The 13,739-nt window shown below is 66.8% G+C and carries 9 protein-coding genes and 1 pseudogene; 4 read left to right on the top strand and 6 right to left on the bottom strand.

Translation table 11 applies throughout. The annotated features are described in order from the left end of the window. Positions 1 to 266 precede the first annotated feature (266 nt). The gene (locus ElP_RS26620; protein WP_145275429.1) at positions 267 to 1,424 is read left to right on the top strand and encodes a WD40/YVTN/BNR-like repeat-containing protein; all 1,158 of its coding nucleotides are present in this window, start codon (positions 267 to 269) and stop codon (positions 1,422 to 1,424) included. A 313-nt stretch (positions 1,425 to 1,737) separates the two neighbouring features. Here ElP_RS26620 and ElP_RS38715 read toward each other — a convergent pair whose 3' ends face one another. Beyond that, a complete protein-coding gene (locus tag ElP_RS38715; protein WP_197446391.1) occupies positions 1,738 to 1,914 on the bottom strand; it encodes a hypothetical protein in 177 nt (58 codons plus the stop codon). A gap of 187 nt (positions 1,915 to 2,101) precedes the next feature. Between ElP_RS38715 and ElP_RS26625 the strand changes: the two genes are divergently transcribed. Beyond that, positions 2,102 to 2,431 carry a cupin domain-containing protein gene (locus ElP_RS26625; RefSeq protein ID WP_145278741.1) on the top strand — a complete coding sequence of 110 codons (330 nt, stop codon included), beginning with the start codon at positions 2,102 to 2,104 and terminating at the stop codon, positions 2,429 to 2,431. A gap of 147 nt (positions 2,432 to 2,578) precedes the next feature. Here the strand turns inward: ElP_RS26625 and ElP_RS26630 are convergent, their stop codons facing one another. Next, on the bottom strand, positions 2,579 to 4,780 hold the full coding sequence (locus ElP_RS26630; RefSeq protein ID WP_197446393.1) for a GP88 family protein: 2,202 nt from the start codon (positions 4,778 to 4,780) through the stop codon (positions 2,579 to 2,581). 524 nt (positions 4,781 to 5,304) lie between these two features. Between ElP_RS26630 and ElP_RS41375 the strand changes: the two genes are divergently transcribed. Together ElP_RS41375 and ElP_RS26640 are read left to right on the top strand one after the other, a co-directional pair. Then, a complete protein-coding gene (locus ElP_RS41375) occupies positions 5,305 to 5,739 on the top strand; it encodes an AAA family ATPase (protein WP_145275433.1) in 435 nt (144 codons plus the stop codon). A 2,389-nt stretch (positions 5,740 to 8,128) separates the two neighbouring features. Further along, positions 8,129 to 8,341: a hypothetical protein gene (locus tag ElP_RS26640; RefSeq protein WP_145275435.1), complete on the top strand. Its 213-nt coding sequence runs from the start codon at positions 8,129 to 8,131 to the stop codon at positions 8,339 to 8,341. 1,027 nt (positions 8,342 to 9,368) lie between these two features. Here the strand turns inward: ElP_RS26640 and ElP_RS41380 are convergent. The 4 genes and pseudogenes from ElP_RS41380 to ElP_RS26660 form a co-directional block, all read right to left on the bottom strand. Continuing rightward, positions 9,369 to 10,093 (bottom strand): annotated as a pseudogene (locus ElP_RS41380) (DUF4272 domain-containing protein). A gap of 393 nt (positions 10,094 to 10,486) precedes the next feature. Beyond that, positions 10,487 to 11,557: a carboxypeptidase-like regulatory domain-containing protein gene (locus ElP_RS26655; protein ID WP_145275441.1), complete on the bottom strand. Its 1,071-nt coding sequence runs from the start codon at positions 11,555 to 11,557 to the stop codon at positions 10,487 to 10,489. A 99-nt stretch (positions 11,558 to 11,656) separates the two neighbouring features. Beyond that, positions 11,657 to 11,809 (bottom strand): hypothetical protein, encoded by a 153-nt coding sequence (locus tag ElP_RS38720; RefSeq protein WP_197446396.1) that lies wholly within the window; start codon positions 11,807 to 11,809, stop codon positions 11,657 to 11,659. A 134-nt stretch (positions 11,810 to 11,943) separates the two neighbouring features. Continuing rightward, entirely contained in the window at positions 11,944 to 13,602 is a 1,659-nt protein-coding gene (locus ElP_RS26660; protein WP_231749273.1) for an RNA polymerase sigma factor, read from the bottom strand. Positions 13,603 to 13,739 lie beyond the last annotated feature (137 nt).

Below are 13,739 nucleotides of genomic sequence, written 5' to 3' on the forward strand. Positions count from 1 at the left end.
CTTCGTTGGAGGCATCCCGGACCACATCGGACGCCCCTGATCGCCGGGCCGAGGTTCCCACGAGCATTCGCGCCGGTGAGGTACGGCGCGAATGGGCCACCCCGCCGACCCGGTGCGACGCCCCTCCCAGCTCACCGCCTTCCCGACCGTCGGGCAGCCCTCGAACCCGTCCCGAACGAACCTCCCGGGATCGCCCCGACGAGGCCCGGCCTCGAACACCGAACCGGGCTCGCCCCGGCATTCCCCATCCCCCGAGAGCCGATTCCATGAAGACATGTCCTGTCGTCGTCTTCCTGGCGTTCGTCCAGACCTGCTCGGCCCAGTGGAGGCCCCAGGAGAGCGGTAGCGGGGCCCGACTCCGAGGCCTGAGCGTCGTCGACCGGGAGGTGGCCTGGGCGAGCGGGAATGGGGGGACGGTCCTTCGGACCATCGACGGCGGGAAGTCCTGGACTGCCCGCCCGGTCCCGGACGCCTCGGCCTTCGACTTCCGGGACATTAAAGACGTCGATGCCGACACCGCCTACGTGCTCTCGATCGGCGAGGGGGACTTGTCCCGGATCTACAAGACGAGCGACGGTGGCGCGACCTGGGCCCGGCTCGACTGTCACCCCGATCCCGATGGATTCCTCGATGCGATCGCCTTCTGGGACGCGTCCCACGGCCTTGCCTTGGGAGACCCGGTCTGCGGCCGCTTCGAGGTCAACTCGACCGATGACGGCGGGCGGACCTGGCGAGCGATCCCGGCCGACGGGATGCCCCCGGCCCTGCCCGGTGAGGCCGCCATCGCCGCGAGCGGGACGTGCCTGGTCGTCCGAGGGGGCAACCTCGCCTGGTTCGCCACCGGAGGCGGCGGGGTCGCCCGGGTCTTCCGATCGACCGACCGGGGTCGCACCTGGACGGCCGTGGAGACCCCGGTCCCGGCCCCGGACACCGCCTCGGGACTCTTCTCGATCGCGTTCCGCGATGACGAGAACGGCGTCGCCGTCGGAGGCAAATTCGCGGAACCGAACGCGGCCGGCGGGTTCGTGGCCCTGACGAGAGACGGCGGCCAGACCTGGGAGCCCTGCCCGGGGGACCCACCCACCGGCTACCGCTCGGCGGTCGCCCTCGTCCCGGGTCAACCGACGCCGAGGTTCGTCGACGTCGGCCCCGCGGGCTCGGACCGATCGACCGACGGCGGGCGAGTCTTAAGATCCCTCGGGTCCGAAGGCTTCCACGTCGTCAACTACTCAACCGACGGCGCCGGCTGGGCCGGCGGGGAAAATGGATCGATCGCGAAATACCTCGATCCTCTTCCTCACCTCAAGTCGTACCCGTGGCGAGAGGACGTAGAACGCTGTACTTTCGGCATCATCGCCGCAAGTCATCCTGGGGTAGTATGCCCGGCAGGACTTGAACCTGCAACCTTTAGCTCCGGAGCCTAATGGGGCCGCATGGGGCTTGCATGTCCTCTGAATGGACAATGGACGGCAAATGATTTGGAATGAAGGGTTTCCGTTAATTGTTCGTGGCGATCACATGGGAGACATCTTGTGTTTGCGCGGCCCCTTCTGTCGCAGAATCGTCGCAGTTCGAGAGGGGATGGTGCGGAGGTGTTAACTGGCATTGGACTGGCCGTCGGAGGACCCGAAGGCCCGGCCGATCCCCGGCGCCTGGTGGCGATTGCGGAGGCTACAGGCCCCGAGGCATTCGGATCGTCGGGGCGTTGAGCCTGCAACCCGCTCTGGAATTGTCGCCCTATGCCGTAGTCAGGCGGGCCCCGGCGAGGATGTGCAGGAGGGCCTCCCCCTGCTCGGCGGTGATCCCCCCGGCGTCGGTAAGGTCCTCGACCCGGCAGTCCTCGACGACCCGATGCTTGCCGGGCGAATTGCCTCCCGAGGAGGAGGATTGGCGAGGTAGGACGGATCGGCTCATCGGCTCCGATGATCCCTTGAAATCGGGACCGATCATCCCGTCGTGCCAAATTGGACTTTAGCATCCACTTTGAGGCGGGTATCCTGGGATGCGACTCAAGGGCCCGGGTACCGAGGCGCCGGCGAGCGGTCGATGACCGAGGCTGGACCCCGAACCGGCCCCGACCCAAGCCAAGAGGAGGCTCATGATGGCCCTGGACCATGCGAAGCCCGGCGAGGTGATCGACGTGCGGCCCCTGGGCGAGGCGCTGGCCGACGCACGTACCACGACCCTGATCAAGGCCGAGCGCCTGGAGGTCTTGCGGCTGGTGCTCCCTGCCGGCAAGGAGATCGCTACCCATACCGCCCCCGGCCCGATCACCGTCCACTGCCTCGAAGGCCGGGTGGCGTTCACGGTCTTGGGCGAGGAGCGAGAGCTTGGGGCGGGCCGGATGCTCCACCTGGGGGCCGGCGAGCCGCACTCATTGCGCGGCATCGAGGACGCTTCCCTGCTGGTGACGCTAGTGCTGGTCAAGTGATCCGAACCCAGACGATCGCCTCGATCCCGTTCTGGCTGCTCAGGGGAACGTGTCCTGGAAGCCGCTCCGGCTCGGACGAGCCTTGACCCCGAGCCACGAATCCCCAACCAAGTTGGTTGGGGGCGGGTCAGGTGCCGCCCCCCAGCATTAGAGATCGACCACGAACCCCGTCTTGTCCCGCCGGGCTCCGGCGCCCTTGGCCACCACGCCGACGATGGCGGGGCTCGGGTCGAGGAATCTCAGGTCATCCTTGTCCCCGTCGATCACCGGGTACCCCCAGTACGTCTCCGGGATCGGCTTCCGGCGGAACACGACCACGACGTTGCGGCCGGCCTCCAGGACCCGACGGCAATCCGCCTCGTTCTGCTCGGACCTGGAGAACGTCAGGTGGTAGTTGGCCGGGCGGTCGGTGGCCAGTACGCGATCAACATGCTTGGTATAGTCCATGAATCGGACCCGGGGGTACTCGGCGAACAACTCGGGCCATTCCCGCTCCCAGGGTACGTCGCTGACGACGTTCAGCCGGCACACGAGGGGCACCCCCCGCTCATCCGCCTGCTGCTGGGCCTGCTGGAGTTCGTAGGCGACCATCGCCCGGAAGTGGTCCGGGTCCCGGGCAAGCAGCAGGGTCCTGGCGATCATCGCCCGCTTTGCGTTGGGCCAGTTCAAGCGATCCCAGCCCGCAAAACAGGCCGCCCCGCAGCCCGCCGTGGCATGGCGGCAGAGGTGCAGGCCCGAGCCGCCGCTGTCGCGCGGCGTCAGCGTCAACCCCATCGAGAGATACCCTTGGCCCTTGACCTGCTTGTAGTTCGCGTTGCTGAGCAAGGTTTCCAGGCGGTGGGTTGATCCGTCGGGCATCTGCACCAGTGCCGGGGACGGCGGCCTCCGGGGGGTACGGGCCACGGCCATCGGTACCCCGTCGGGCAAACCGGCGGCGATCTTGCTTCTGGCAATCCGGAACGTCTTCTCTTCGACCTCCGATCCGACCCACAGCCGTCCCTCACCCAGGCGCCGCACGGCCACGCCGCCGGTACCAGTTCCCGCGCACAGGTCTACGATCAGGTCGCCGGGCCGGGAGAGCCTGGCGAGCCAGTGGACGCTCTCGCCGACCGGCTGGGCCCAGTCGTGGGCCTCCTTCTCGGCGGGATCGCCCGTATATACATCTGTCGTGAAGCCGAGGTCGTTCGGGTCGAACGTCCAGCCCGGTGACTTGCTCCACACAAAAATCTGGCGTGACTTTCGAGCTATCTTCGTGATGAAGAACTGGTCCTTCTTCTGGGACTGGTTCAAATTGATCAACATGCCTCGGTAGTGCAACGACTTGCCGAGGACCGCCATCAACTCCGGCAGCCAGGGGCAGTTCCCATAGTACGTGGCGAAGGCCCCGTCCTCGGCGAGGTACTCGATGGCGAAATCCACCACCGCCTCGCCGTTCTTCTTGAGCCATTCCGACGACCACGGGAAGTCGGTCCAGACGAGGTTGACCTGACCGGGTTGCAGTTTCGCCCGTACGGCAAGGCTTCGAAAGTCGCAGTTGTAAACCCGGGCATCGGCCGGCTGGCGTACCAACGGGGAATTGGCCAGCGCCTCCCGCCGCTCCTGGTGGGCCGCCCTGACGACATCCCGGTTGGTTAAGATGATCTTGCTGGCCGGCAGCTTCTCCGGGTCGATTCGGCTCAGGGTGTCGGCGTGGCGGGGGGCGTGATTGAGCCTCGTGTGGTACACCGGCAGCCGGCGGGGCTTGGTCGCCGGATGGACCTGGCCGTTGCGCGCGACCCGATGGTCGGTCCGTGGTACCTCCCCCGACGCCTCCAGCGCCCGGCGGTAGTTTGCGATCGTCTCCTTGCAGGTACCCACCAGATCGGCGATAGATCGGTCGGAGAGGTTGGGGTTGCGGAGCAGTTCGGCCCGGCCCAACTGCTGCTTCTCGGCGGTACTCAGGGATCGGTGGCGATTTTCGAGGTGAACCCTGGCCCACTTCTGTTCCTCGCTCAGGCCGACGACGATTTCCACGGGGTAGTCGGTGGAGCCCAGGTGCTCCAGCGCTCGTCGACGGCGGTGGCCGCTGAGGATGTGGCCCTCGGGGGTACAGACGAGCGGTCGGAGCAGGCCGTGCTCGGCGACCTGCCGGCAGAGCGACTGGTACTCCTCGTCGTCCCGGTCGGGGTACACCTTGAACGGCTGCTCAGCGGCGAAGAATGACCTCGACCTCGTGTTCCGCCGGTTCTCCGGCCTGGGCTTCGGTTCGGGCGGCGAAACCGGCTTCCGGAGCGTGTCGGCCTGGTCCTTGGCGGGCGGCTCGGGGGAGTTCCGGCGAGAGGGGCTCTTGGTCGTGGCGAGCCGGTGCATGGGGAGGCTCCTGCGGGTACGGACGGAGGACGGGCCGGTCCGAGGCCGGTCATCGTGGCGCCCATGCAGGTAGCGTAGGTCAGGACGGCGCCCCTGGCCGCAAGGCGCATGATGCAAAGACATTCCGCCCGGGGTACGCCGACGGCGACGAGGTGGGCCGGGGAGCCGTTCTTCGGGGAGGCCGGGACGGGATTGCCAAACTAGCCAGGGCGCACTGCCCGGATGGCGCCCGCCAGGGCGATGTGCATCAAGACCATCCGGCGGGAATGCGATCGGCTGGCTCCTGGCTATGACCGGAGCCGGGGCCGCCGGGCCATGGGGGAGATGCGGTGCGTCCTCCGGCACGGCGGCAGCATGCAGGATCGTCCTGTTGGACTGATGCCGCGCCCCGCCGCCCTCTGCAATCCTCGATCTCGGCGGTCCACGAGGAGTCAATGCAGCCCTGGACGCTCTGGTAGGAGGGGCACGCCTCGGCGTAGCGCGGCCCCCGAGTGCCGGCCAGTCACCCGGCGACCCCGGCGAAGATGACGATCAACGAGAACATCTCCGGCAGCGATAACTCCCCGCAGATAGTCGGCACAGCCCTCGGGGGGGCTGGGAATCGACGCACCGGGGGCGAAAGGGACGCCGCCGTTGGGCCTGGCTCTGGCCGGATCGCTTTGCAGGCGGGTGAACTGGGCCTCCTCGACGGGGCCCCCGGCCTGCGCAAATCCCTAATGGCTCTCAACTTGGCCGCCAGGGAAACGACCGGCGGGCCACTCCCGCATTTTGCGGGCCTTGCCCCTTCCGGCGGCGGTGTGGTCCTGCATGGCGAGGATGAGGAGCCGGTGCTCAGCCGACGCCTCCTGGACGCCGGGGCCGCCTGGATCGGGTCCGCATCCTCGCAGGCGGATTCGCCCTGCCGCAGTTCCTCGATAGCCTGGAGGAGGCAATTTCGGAGGTCGATGTGCGGCCGGTGATCCCTGACCACTCAACGACCTCCTCTACACTACACACCACAGAACACAAATGAGACATCCATGAAACTCGTTTGGAACGAGCGCTCGCCGGGTTACTACCGTTCAGGACGTGGTTCCCACGGGGATTACGCCATCGCCCAGCAGGAGGACGGGACCTGGCGGCTTAGCCGACTATCGAGTCTTAACTCGACGACGGGCCGACCTGCGCAGGGCCTCGCCGCCCTGTCTGTCCTAATGATCGGCCAGTTCCCCTCGGCGGAGGAGGCGATGCGTTACGCCGAGGACCATCGGGAGGAGATCGAAGAGATTCCTCTCCCCCCGATCTACTTCTGATGTCCGTGCGAGCGGTTTCTCTCCGTACATGGTCGCCGGGTTGCCACGGCGGCATCACTGTACCCGCCTCGACGGAGGATCGCTCAGGGGCGGCTTGGGAGGGCGGGCCGAGGGCGAGCGAAAAACAACCACGACCGACGAGGCGACCAGGAGATCGGCCCCACCATCGGTCATGGGAAGGGCCCAGGGGCTCTGAGGCGTTACAGGAGGGTGCGATGGACGAGTTCTTCAGGCGCCGGGACGGCGACTGCCCCGGGGAGCCCCCGAGTGATACGCTCCGAAGTGCAGTACGGCGGCGTGGGCTGACCGCCTGGCGACTGGCGAAAATATCGGGGGTAAATGAGCATGTGGCCCGCCGCTTCATGAGGCAGGGCTCCCGGTTGAGGAGCGACACGTTCGATCGGCTTTGCACGGCTCTGGGACTGATTCTCCTGGACCCGGATCATGAAGAGGACCCCAGGGATAGGGCCGGGGGAGGCTGAGAGGTCAACCGGACGCATGCGGTGGGGGCCAAGCCTCGGCCACGCGAACGTCGTCTCCGGTGTAGGACCGGGCGCCCTGGTACCGGGCGACCTCGGGCTGGAAGCCCTGCTGGTGGGCGTATGGGACGCGATGCCGATCATTGCCCCCGATTCGACTGGCAGAGTCACTGATAGACAACATGATCACCTCGTACCCGAGGACGAAGGAGACCTGCCGGCGCCGAAAGGAATAGGGGTCTCGTTGTAGATGGATTGGTTCGGGAGGTTCATGGACGATTGCCTGATCTCAATTGCCTAGACCAAGAGTAGTAGAGTACATACCCCGTCTCTTCCCCTTGTGATTTTACTCTTTGCCCCCCTTTCTTTGGGGGAGAGTTAATAAGGGTAGAGACAGAGCACGCACCTCGCTTGGCCCCTTTACGGCAGTTGAACGCAGTCGGCAATGTTTGCGCGTCTTGGTCTGGCCTTTCGGCCATATCACGAGTGGACCGGCAGCAGGGTGTTATCCCTGCCGGGGCGGCTTGACCCGCCCGACGTATCGACTAAGACAAATCCCGTGAAGGATTCGAATCCTGCATCCTCTAGCAGGCCGTTGCCCGGAAAACCCCCGCCTTGCGGCGGGTCAAAACGATTGCATTGCTCGATCCCATCCCGACGGCGACGACTCGGATCGGTCCGTCAGGCCAGGCCACCCCCCTTAACCTAACGCCGGGCAACCGGCGCCAGGATTTGTACTTGAGTGGCCGTTTCGTCGGGGTTGCCGGTCCCGCTCTATTGCGGTGCTCTGCGGCTTACCCCTGCCCGAGAAGTTGGTACCTTCTCGGGCCGCCTGTTACCCCTTGCGGGGTCCGGAGTCTTTTTACTGGTAGAACCAGAGGGAGAGATACTCCGAAGAACCTGGAGCCAAGCCGTATTGTCAACGAGCGTGATAGTTGATGGAAGTCGGTGGAGGTTGTCAGCAGTTGTCAGTATAGTAGAGTGCAACGGCGCGATTATTTGTGGACGCCACAAATTTTCCCGTCATCACCTCATAGCCTGGTCCGACACCATTCTTCAGGTCTAAAAATATGGCCACCCCGAGACACGCAACCTCGCCGGGGCGGCCGGGAGGCGAACCCTCTGGTGCCCCGGATACCTCGACTGGATGAATCATCCAGTCGAGGCGGCGCGGACGTGAGGCAACATCCAGCCGGGCAGGCGTCGAACGAAGGGAACCTCCAGGATGTGGGCCAGGACCTCGGGCCGCCGCAATAATATTCCACGCCGAAGTGCCCGACAGCCGGCGATCGGACCGGACTCCGAATCCATTAAAAGAAGACGCCCCGGTTGCCCGTTTCCCGACATGGAGGCTCTGCAACGACTTGCGGCAACAAACTTTAAGACAAACGGGTTGTTACTTATTATCACATTTTGATATTGACCCAAGGCCGGTCCCTCGCTAATGATGGATGGGGCGGGACGAGAGGCTGACGGGCGAGGGACGCCCGCCTCTGCGATGGATCATCAGCGGGCCGGAATCCGCCGGAAAGCGACCGGCTGGCTCTCGCCGACAAGATACTGGAGGGGACATCGGCATGACGCTAAACGATTACCGCCGGGTACGACTGATCATCTCCAAGATTCTGGAGTACGCCGAGGCCGGTGGCATGGCACCCCGGGACTGCGGACTGATCTACGAATCCCTGGACGCCACCCTTGGCCAGCCGGGCGACCCCGAGGGCCTGATCGCCCAAATCCGCCAGATCATCGACGCCCGAGAGTGGCAGTCGCCTGGAAACCACGGTTAGTAGGGCTTGGAGGACATGAACCAGCACAAGATGCTGTTCCGGCGCCGCCCGGACCTGGGCGTCTGATGGGCACGGGCCGGGTCGGGTCGAGGCCATCAGGTCCCTCGGCTTCACCCGGCTCGCTGCGTTCGCACGGGATGCGGGAGGCCGTGGCGACGGGCTCGCTCCGCTCACCCGTGCCGACGGCCGCCCGATCGAGTCTCCCCGGTCATCGGTTGTATCGTGACCCCAGCCTCGCGTCGACGACGACGGCACGGGGGTCGATCATGAGCAGGAGGAATGGCTCGGTGTTTTAGACTCGCTCATCCCCTCCTGGAGTCACGCCGAGACGGTGTCCGGAGGCCCGTCCCCGTCAGGGGCGGTGTCGAACGGACATCGACCTCAGTAGTTGCCGCAGGCAGCCCATCTCTGAAAGTCTCCGCAAGGGGACGATTTGTTGTGGAGTACAAAAAACCCGATGAGGCAAACGTCCCGGGCGAGTCAATTGTGGCGTACGATACAATCCCGATCGAGGAGCCGGATCGAGACGAACGGAGGCGCCCCTTGCTGACCCCAGAACAGATCAAGCCCTTCCTGCTGAACGAAGACCCCGATGCCCGGGAGGCTGAGGGTGGGGAGTGGGCCGGGGCCCGTGCCCCTGACGGTCTGTCTCGTGGATGACCCTGGGGTCCACACGCCCTACCATCTCGATGGCCTCGCCTACCGGGATCAGGCAGGGATGCGATCTCATCGACGCCAGGCGTCCGTCAACTGGATGATTTATCCAGTGAACGCTCCCGGCACATCCAGGAGGCGAGGCGTATCGCATGGGCCGCAGAATGGCATCGGAGGCCGAGAGTTTTTGGTAGAGGAAGGGACCCGAACTCGGTGGCGTTCCACCCTCCCCGGTAGGGTCCCCCGGCTGGGACGAAACAGCGAAGAATTAGACAATTGACCATTCGGCGACGGGATCGTCGCTACACCCCGCTCATCAAGGGGCAATCGGCGGGATTCCCGGCCCCTGAGATGGCCGCCCTCCGGAGGGGGGTCAGGTCGGGGTATCGACCTCATCCCAGTCGGCGTCCAGGAACCGCACGAGCCAGTTCAGGGCATGGTGCCTCTGCTCGACGACGCCGACGGCGGCGCACTCCGACACGTCGACCGGTTCGCCCCCCTCAGACCAGTCGAGGTGCTCGGGGACCATGTGACCCTTGAGCCAGGCGTCCCGGACGGCCCAGTGGACCCGCATGATGAGGTCCTGCTCATCCAGGATTTCGGACGCTGGCCTCAGCGTCCCGCCCGTGACGAGTTCGGATGACCCCTCGAAGGGCTTCACCAGTTCGACGAGGTGGGGCACGTCGCACATCCCGACCGGCCAGCCCAACTCCTCGACCCGCCCCAACGCCCAGAGCAGCACCCAGATGGCCTCCAGGCGCCAGTATACGCCCGGCTCGTGTCCGGGTCGGGCTCGGCATCCGCCAGGAAGCCCTCCTCCTGTGGGCTGAGGGCCTCCCGCAGGACGAGCCGGTCGATCAGGTCCCACGCCTCCAGCCGGGGCATCCCCTCGGCCCGCAGGACGACGACCCAGAGGGACAGCATCCGGCCGGCGACCTCGGGTCCGGACCGAAGGGCGACCTCCTCGTCGTCATCGACGTAGAGGGGGCCCCGGTACATGGGCACCCGGCGGGCTCGGAGCATGCCCCTGGAGCGCTCGGCACGGGCGACCTGCCGCCCCGTCGGCCTCCACGGCTCCTCATCTCCGGGATCGCTCATCGGTTCCCCCGTGCCGTCCCCTCTGCCGGGCTATCGAAGGCCCGCCCGTCGGAGACGATCATAGGGGACTCCGGGGGTCCCAGGTAGACCGCCGGGGCGGCCGGCGGCCAGGGTCGTCCACGCCCGGTCATTCATCGGGCTGCCGGCTCGGGGCGGTGACCCGATGCCGTGGGCCCAGGAGGCAACCTGTTGCCAACCGGAGCCGCGCAAGAAAGAAGGCGGGCCGCCGCCTGCGGACACCGCCTGTTGCTGGTCAGGTCGTGAAGGGGTCCTCGGGCAAGGTATCGCCTCCTTTCGACGCATCGACCGTGGGCCGCCCGGCTCAACCCTCGGGGGCGGCCCAACTGAATGCTATGTCTAGGTTGCCCTCGCCGCAAGCCCGTTCGCCGAAGCTCAGGGCGTCTCCTCCGGGGCGCCCCGCAGCGGGCTGTCCCTCCGGCGTTGATACTCCTGATAGTCCTCCTGGGTGAACCCTCCGGAGTCCCGCTCCGGCGGCGGGCCGGGTTCGAGCAGGAACCGCAGGCCGTCGGTGTCGCCCTCGACCATCCCCAGCAAGCCGCCCTGGTTCAGCAGGTCGAGGCTGGCGTTGCGCGGCGACGGGTGATAGCCGGGCACCCGGGCAGACAGCCCCACGCGCTCGGCGGGGACGCCCTCGAAGGTGAAGCCCCCGTCCGGCCCGACGACCGCAGTCTGGCTGTCCCAGGCGTCGTCGCGCGAGAGGAGCACCCGGGTCTCCGGCGGCACCGGCCCGCCATCGGCCAGGACGACCCGGCCGCTGACCCGATGGCCGGGGCCGACCTCCACGTCGCCCAGGTCGATGGACTCCCCGTGGGCAGTGGTTCTCAGTGGTCGTAACGGGATCGCCCCGTGGGGCTTCAGGCTATCCATCAAGCCGTAGAGGTACCAGTCCTCGTCCGGCGGGATGTTGACGAATCCGAACTTGCCGTCCTCGTCGGCGGCGAACTGGAACTCGCCGACGAACCGCTCGGAATTGCGGTCCTGCTGCACCATCCCCAGCGCCACGCCCGGCAGCGGCTTGCCGTCCTTGACCACCCGGCCGACGACCGTCAGGCCGACGCCCAGCCGGATGGGGTGGACCTCCGGGCCGGCGGCCAGGGGCGCGAGCCGTACGGGGGCCAGGAACGGGGCCTTGACGCTCAGGTAGAGCCGCTCGCCGGCCTCGCCGACGCCGAGCCGGAACGCGCCGTCGTCCTCGGAGACCGCCAGCGGGTCGATGCCCAGGTCGTCCACGCCGCCGAAGCGGTGGTATTGCTCCCGGGCCACGCCGATCGGCTCGATCACCACCCGAGCCACCGGGTTGCCGCCGCCGTCCATCACCCGTCCCATCAGAACCCGGTCCGGGTCCCGGCGGTCGAGGTCATGAGGAGCCAGGGCGATCTCGTGCGGCCCCTCCTCGGGGACCAGCAGGGGCGTGGAGGCCGGGACGTAGCCGCGCGCCACCACCAGCAGGCGGAACTTCAGGTCGGGGTCGAGGTCCTCCAGGGCAAACTTGCCCCGCCCGTCGCTGACCGCAGACTTGCGGCAGTCCGGGTAGCAGGACGGTCAGAGGACGCCGACGCCCTGCCTGGGGGCGGCGGTGCTGACGAACACGGTGGCCCCGGCGACCGGACGCCCCTGGTCGTCCTGGACGGTGCCGGAGAGGGGGCCGGGGGAGGCGACCTGGGCGACGGCGGCGAGCAGCAGCGGGGCGATCATGGCGAAACCCTCGTCGGGATGAGTCGTGCGAGACGACGTTGGCGAGTCTAACCTGGCCCTCCCCGGGAAGCAGCCCGGTCTTGTCCGCGCGGTGATCCGAAAGGCATCGGACCCGGGGAGGATCACTCGCCGCCTTACTCCGCTCCATCCTCGGCGGATTCGAGAGCGGCATCAATCAGGGCTCGCAGATCGAAGTGCTCCCACTCGCCTGTCTTGCCGCTGAATTCATGGACGTGGCCGTCATACTCGACCACGATAGAGTCCGGGGTCACGACCGGCGAGATTTGATCCCTCCCGAAACCGGGCATACCAGAGGGTACGTCGTCACCCTGGGTCATCACAACCGGACCCATCCGAAGCCCTTCGGGTAATTCGAGGATGCTCCACTGCTTCGAATCGCTGCTGAAGGCATAGATGGAGCGGTCTTGCGTATAGGCGACCACCGTGCGGCCCATCGTCGGGTCGAGTCTCCCGGAGGCGGGCTCCTTCAGGTCTTGAGGATGCCACTCCCAATCGTCGAGGCTGAAGACGTAGAGCCTGTTGATCTCCGGCCCTTCGAGCATCAGCGACACGAGCCGATCGGAGAGGATGGGGGCCACATTGAGGGGGGATTCCTTCGATCCGGGCAGCCGGATCGTGCTGACCTTCTTCGTGGCGGCGTCGTAGATCGAGAACCTATCCCCCACGGGCGAGATCACGAAGAAGAGATCGCCCTGCCGGATGTAGCGGGGCTCGTCTGGGCCGCCGCCGAAGAAGCTCTGCCTGCTCCCCGGTAGTGCGGCTTTCGCCTCTTCAGGGTAATCGGGGTAGTCCGGCGGCTCCTCAGCATCGTCCCTACCGGCGGCTTGGGTTTCGTGAACTTGTGGTTGCTTGGAGCCGGCTTGGTCGCCCTGCGAGACGCCGCCTGTATCCGCCTCTGTTGCCTGTGCCCAGTGGGCGAGGCCCGTTCCCCCGACAGCGAGAGCGAGGCTCACGAGAAGGACCACCATGACGATCTTGATCTTGGACAGCAGCATCATCTTCATCACCTCCTCCGTCAGGGCGGCGATCTCGGCAGAGACCATCCCCGCCATCATCGCCCGCCTCGCCGCAATCAGGCTTGCGGCCTGAGCCGTGGAACCGATGAGCGCGTTCGGCATGCCGGCCGACGCCTCCCCGGCCAGCAGCACCGCCAGCGACCCACCCGAGATCGCCTCGCCCCGGCGGGACAGTTGCCTCGCCAGCATCGCCCTCGCCCTGGACAGCCGCCCCGAGACCGTCCCGACGGGCACGCCGAGTTGCTCGGCCGCCTCCCGGTGGGTCCTGCCCTCCAACTCGCAGAGGACGATCGGGATGCGGTACTTCTCGGGCAGGCGGCTCAACTGCCGGTCGAGCCGGGCAAGCAGGTCGTCCCGATTCTGTTCCCGAATTTCGGGCTCCGGCACGTCCGGCACCTGAACCTCCCGTGCCTGCCGCTTCGCCCTCGTCGCCCTCGCCTTCATGGCCGTCTGGTATGCCACGCCGTAGAGCCAGTTGCCGAGCTTCTCCCGGTGGGCGATCGACGCCGCCTTGCGGGCGAGGACCAGGAAGGTGGCCTGGTAGGCATCCTGGGCGTCGTGGTGATCCCGGAGCACCCGGCGGCAGACGCCCCAGACCATCGGCCCGTGGCGCCGCTCGATCGCCTCGAAGACGGCCTCCTCGTGCCGCTCCACGAAGCGATCCAGCAGTTGCCCGTCCGACAGCCCCCCGACCGCCCCCACGTCGAAGAGGGTGCCGAGGTCTCGGATGGCCGTGCTTGTCACGCCCTTTTTCACCACCCCGCCCCTTCGGTCTTGCCGGGCCTTTACCTGACTACTACCCGGTCGTGCCCGATCTCATACGCTTTTTCCCCGACCGATCCCTCCAGCCGCCATCATGCTCGCTTCTTCCGGGCAGGACTACGGGGACGGGC

The organism is Tautonia plasticadhaerens (assembly GCF_007752535.1).
In the GTDB taxonomy this organism is placed as follows: domain Bacteria; phylum Planctomycetota; class Planctomycetia; order Isosphaerales; family Isosphaeraceae; genus Tautonia; species Tautonia plasticadhaerens.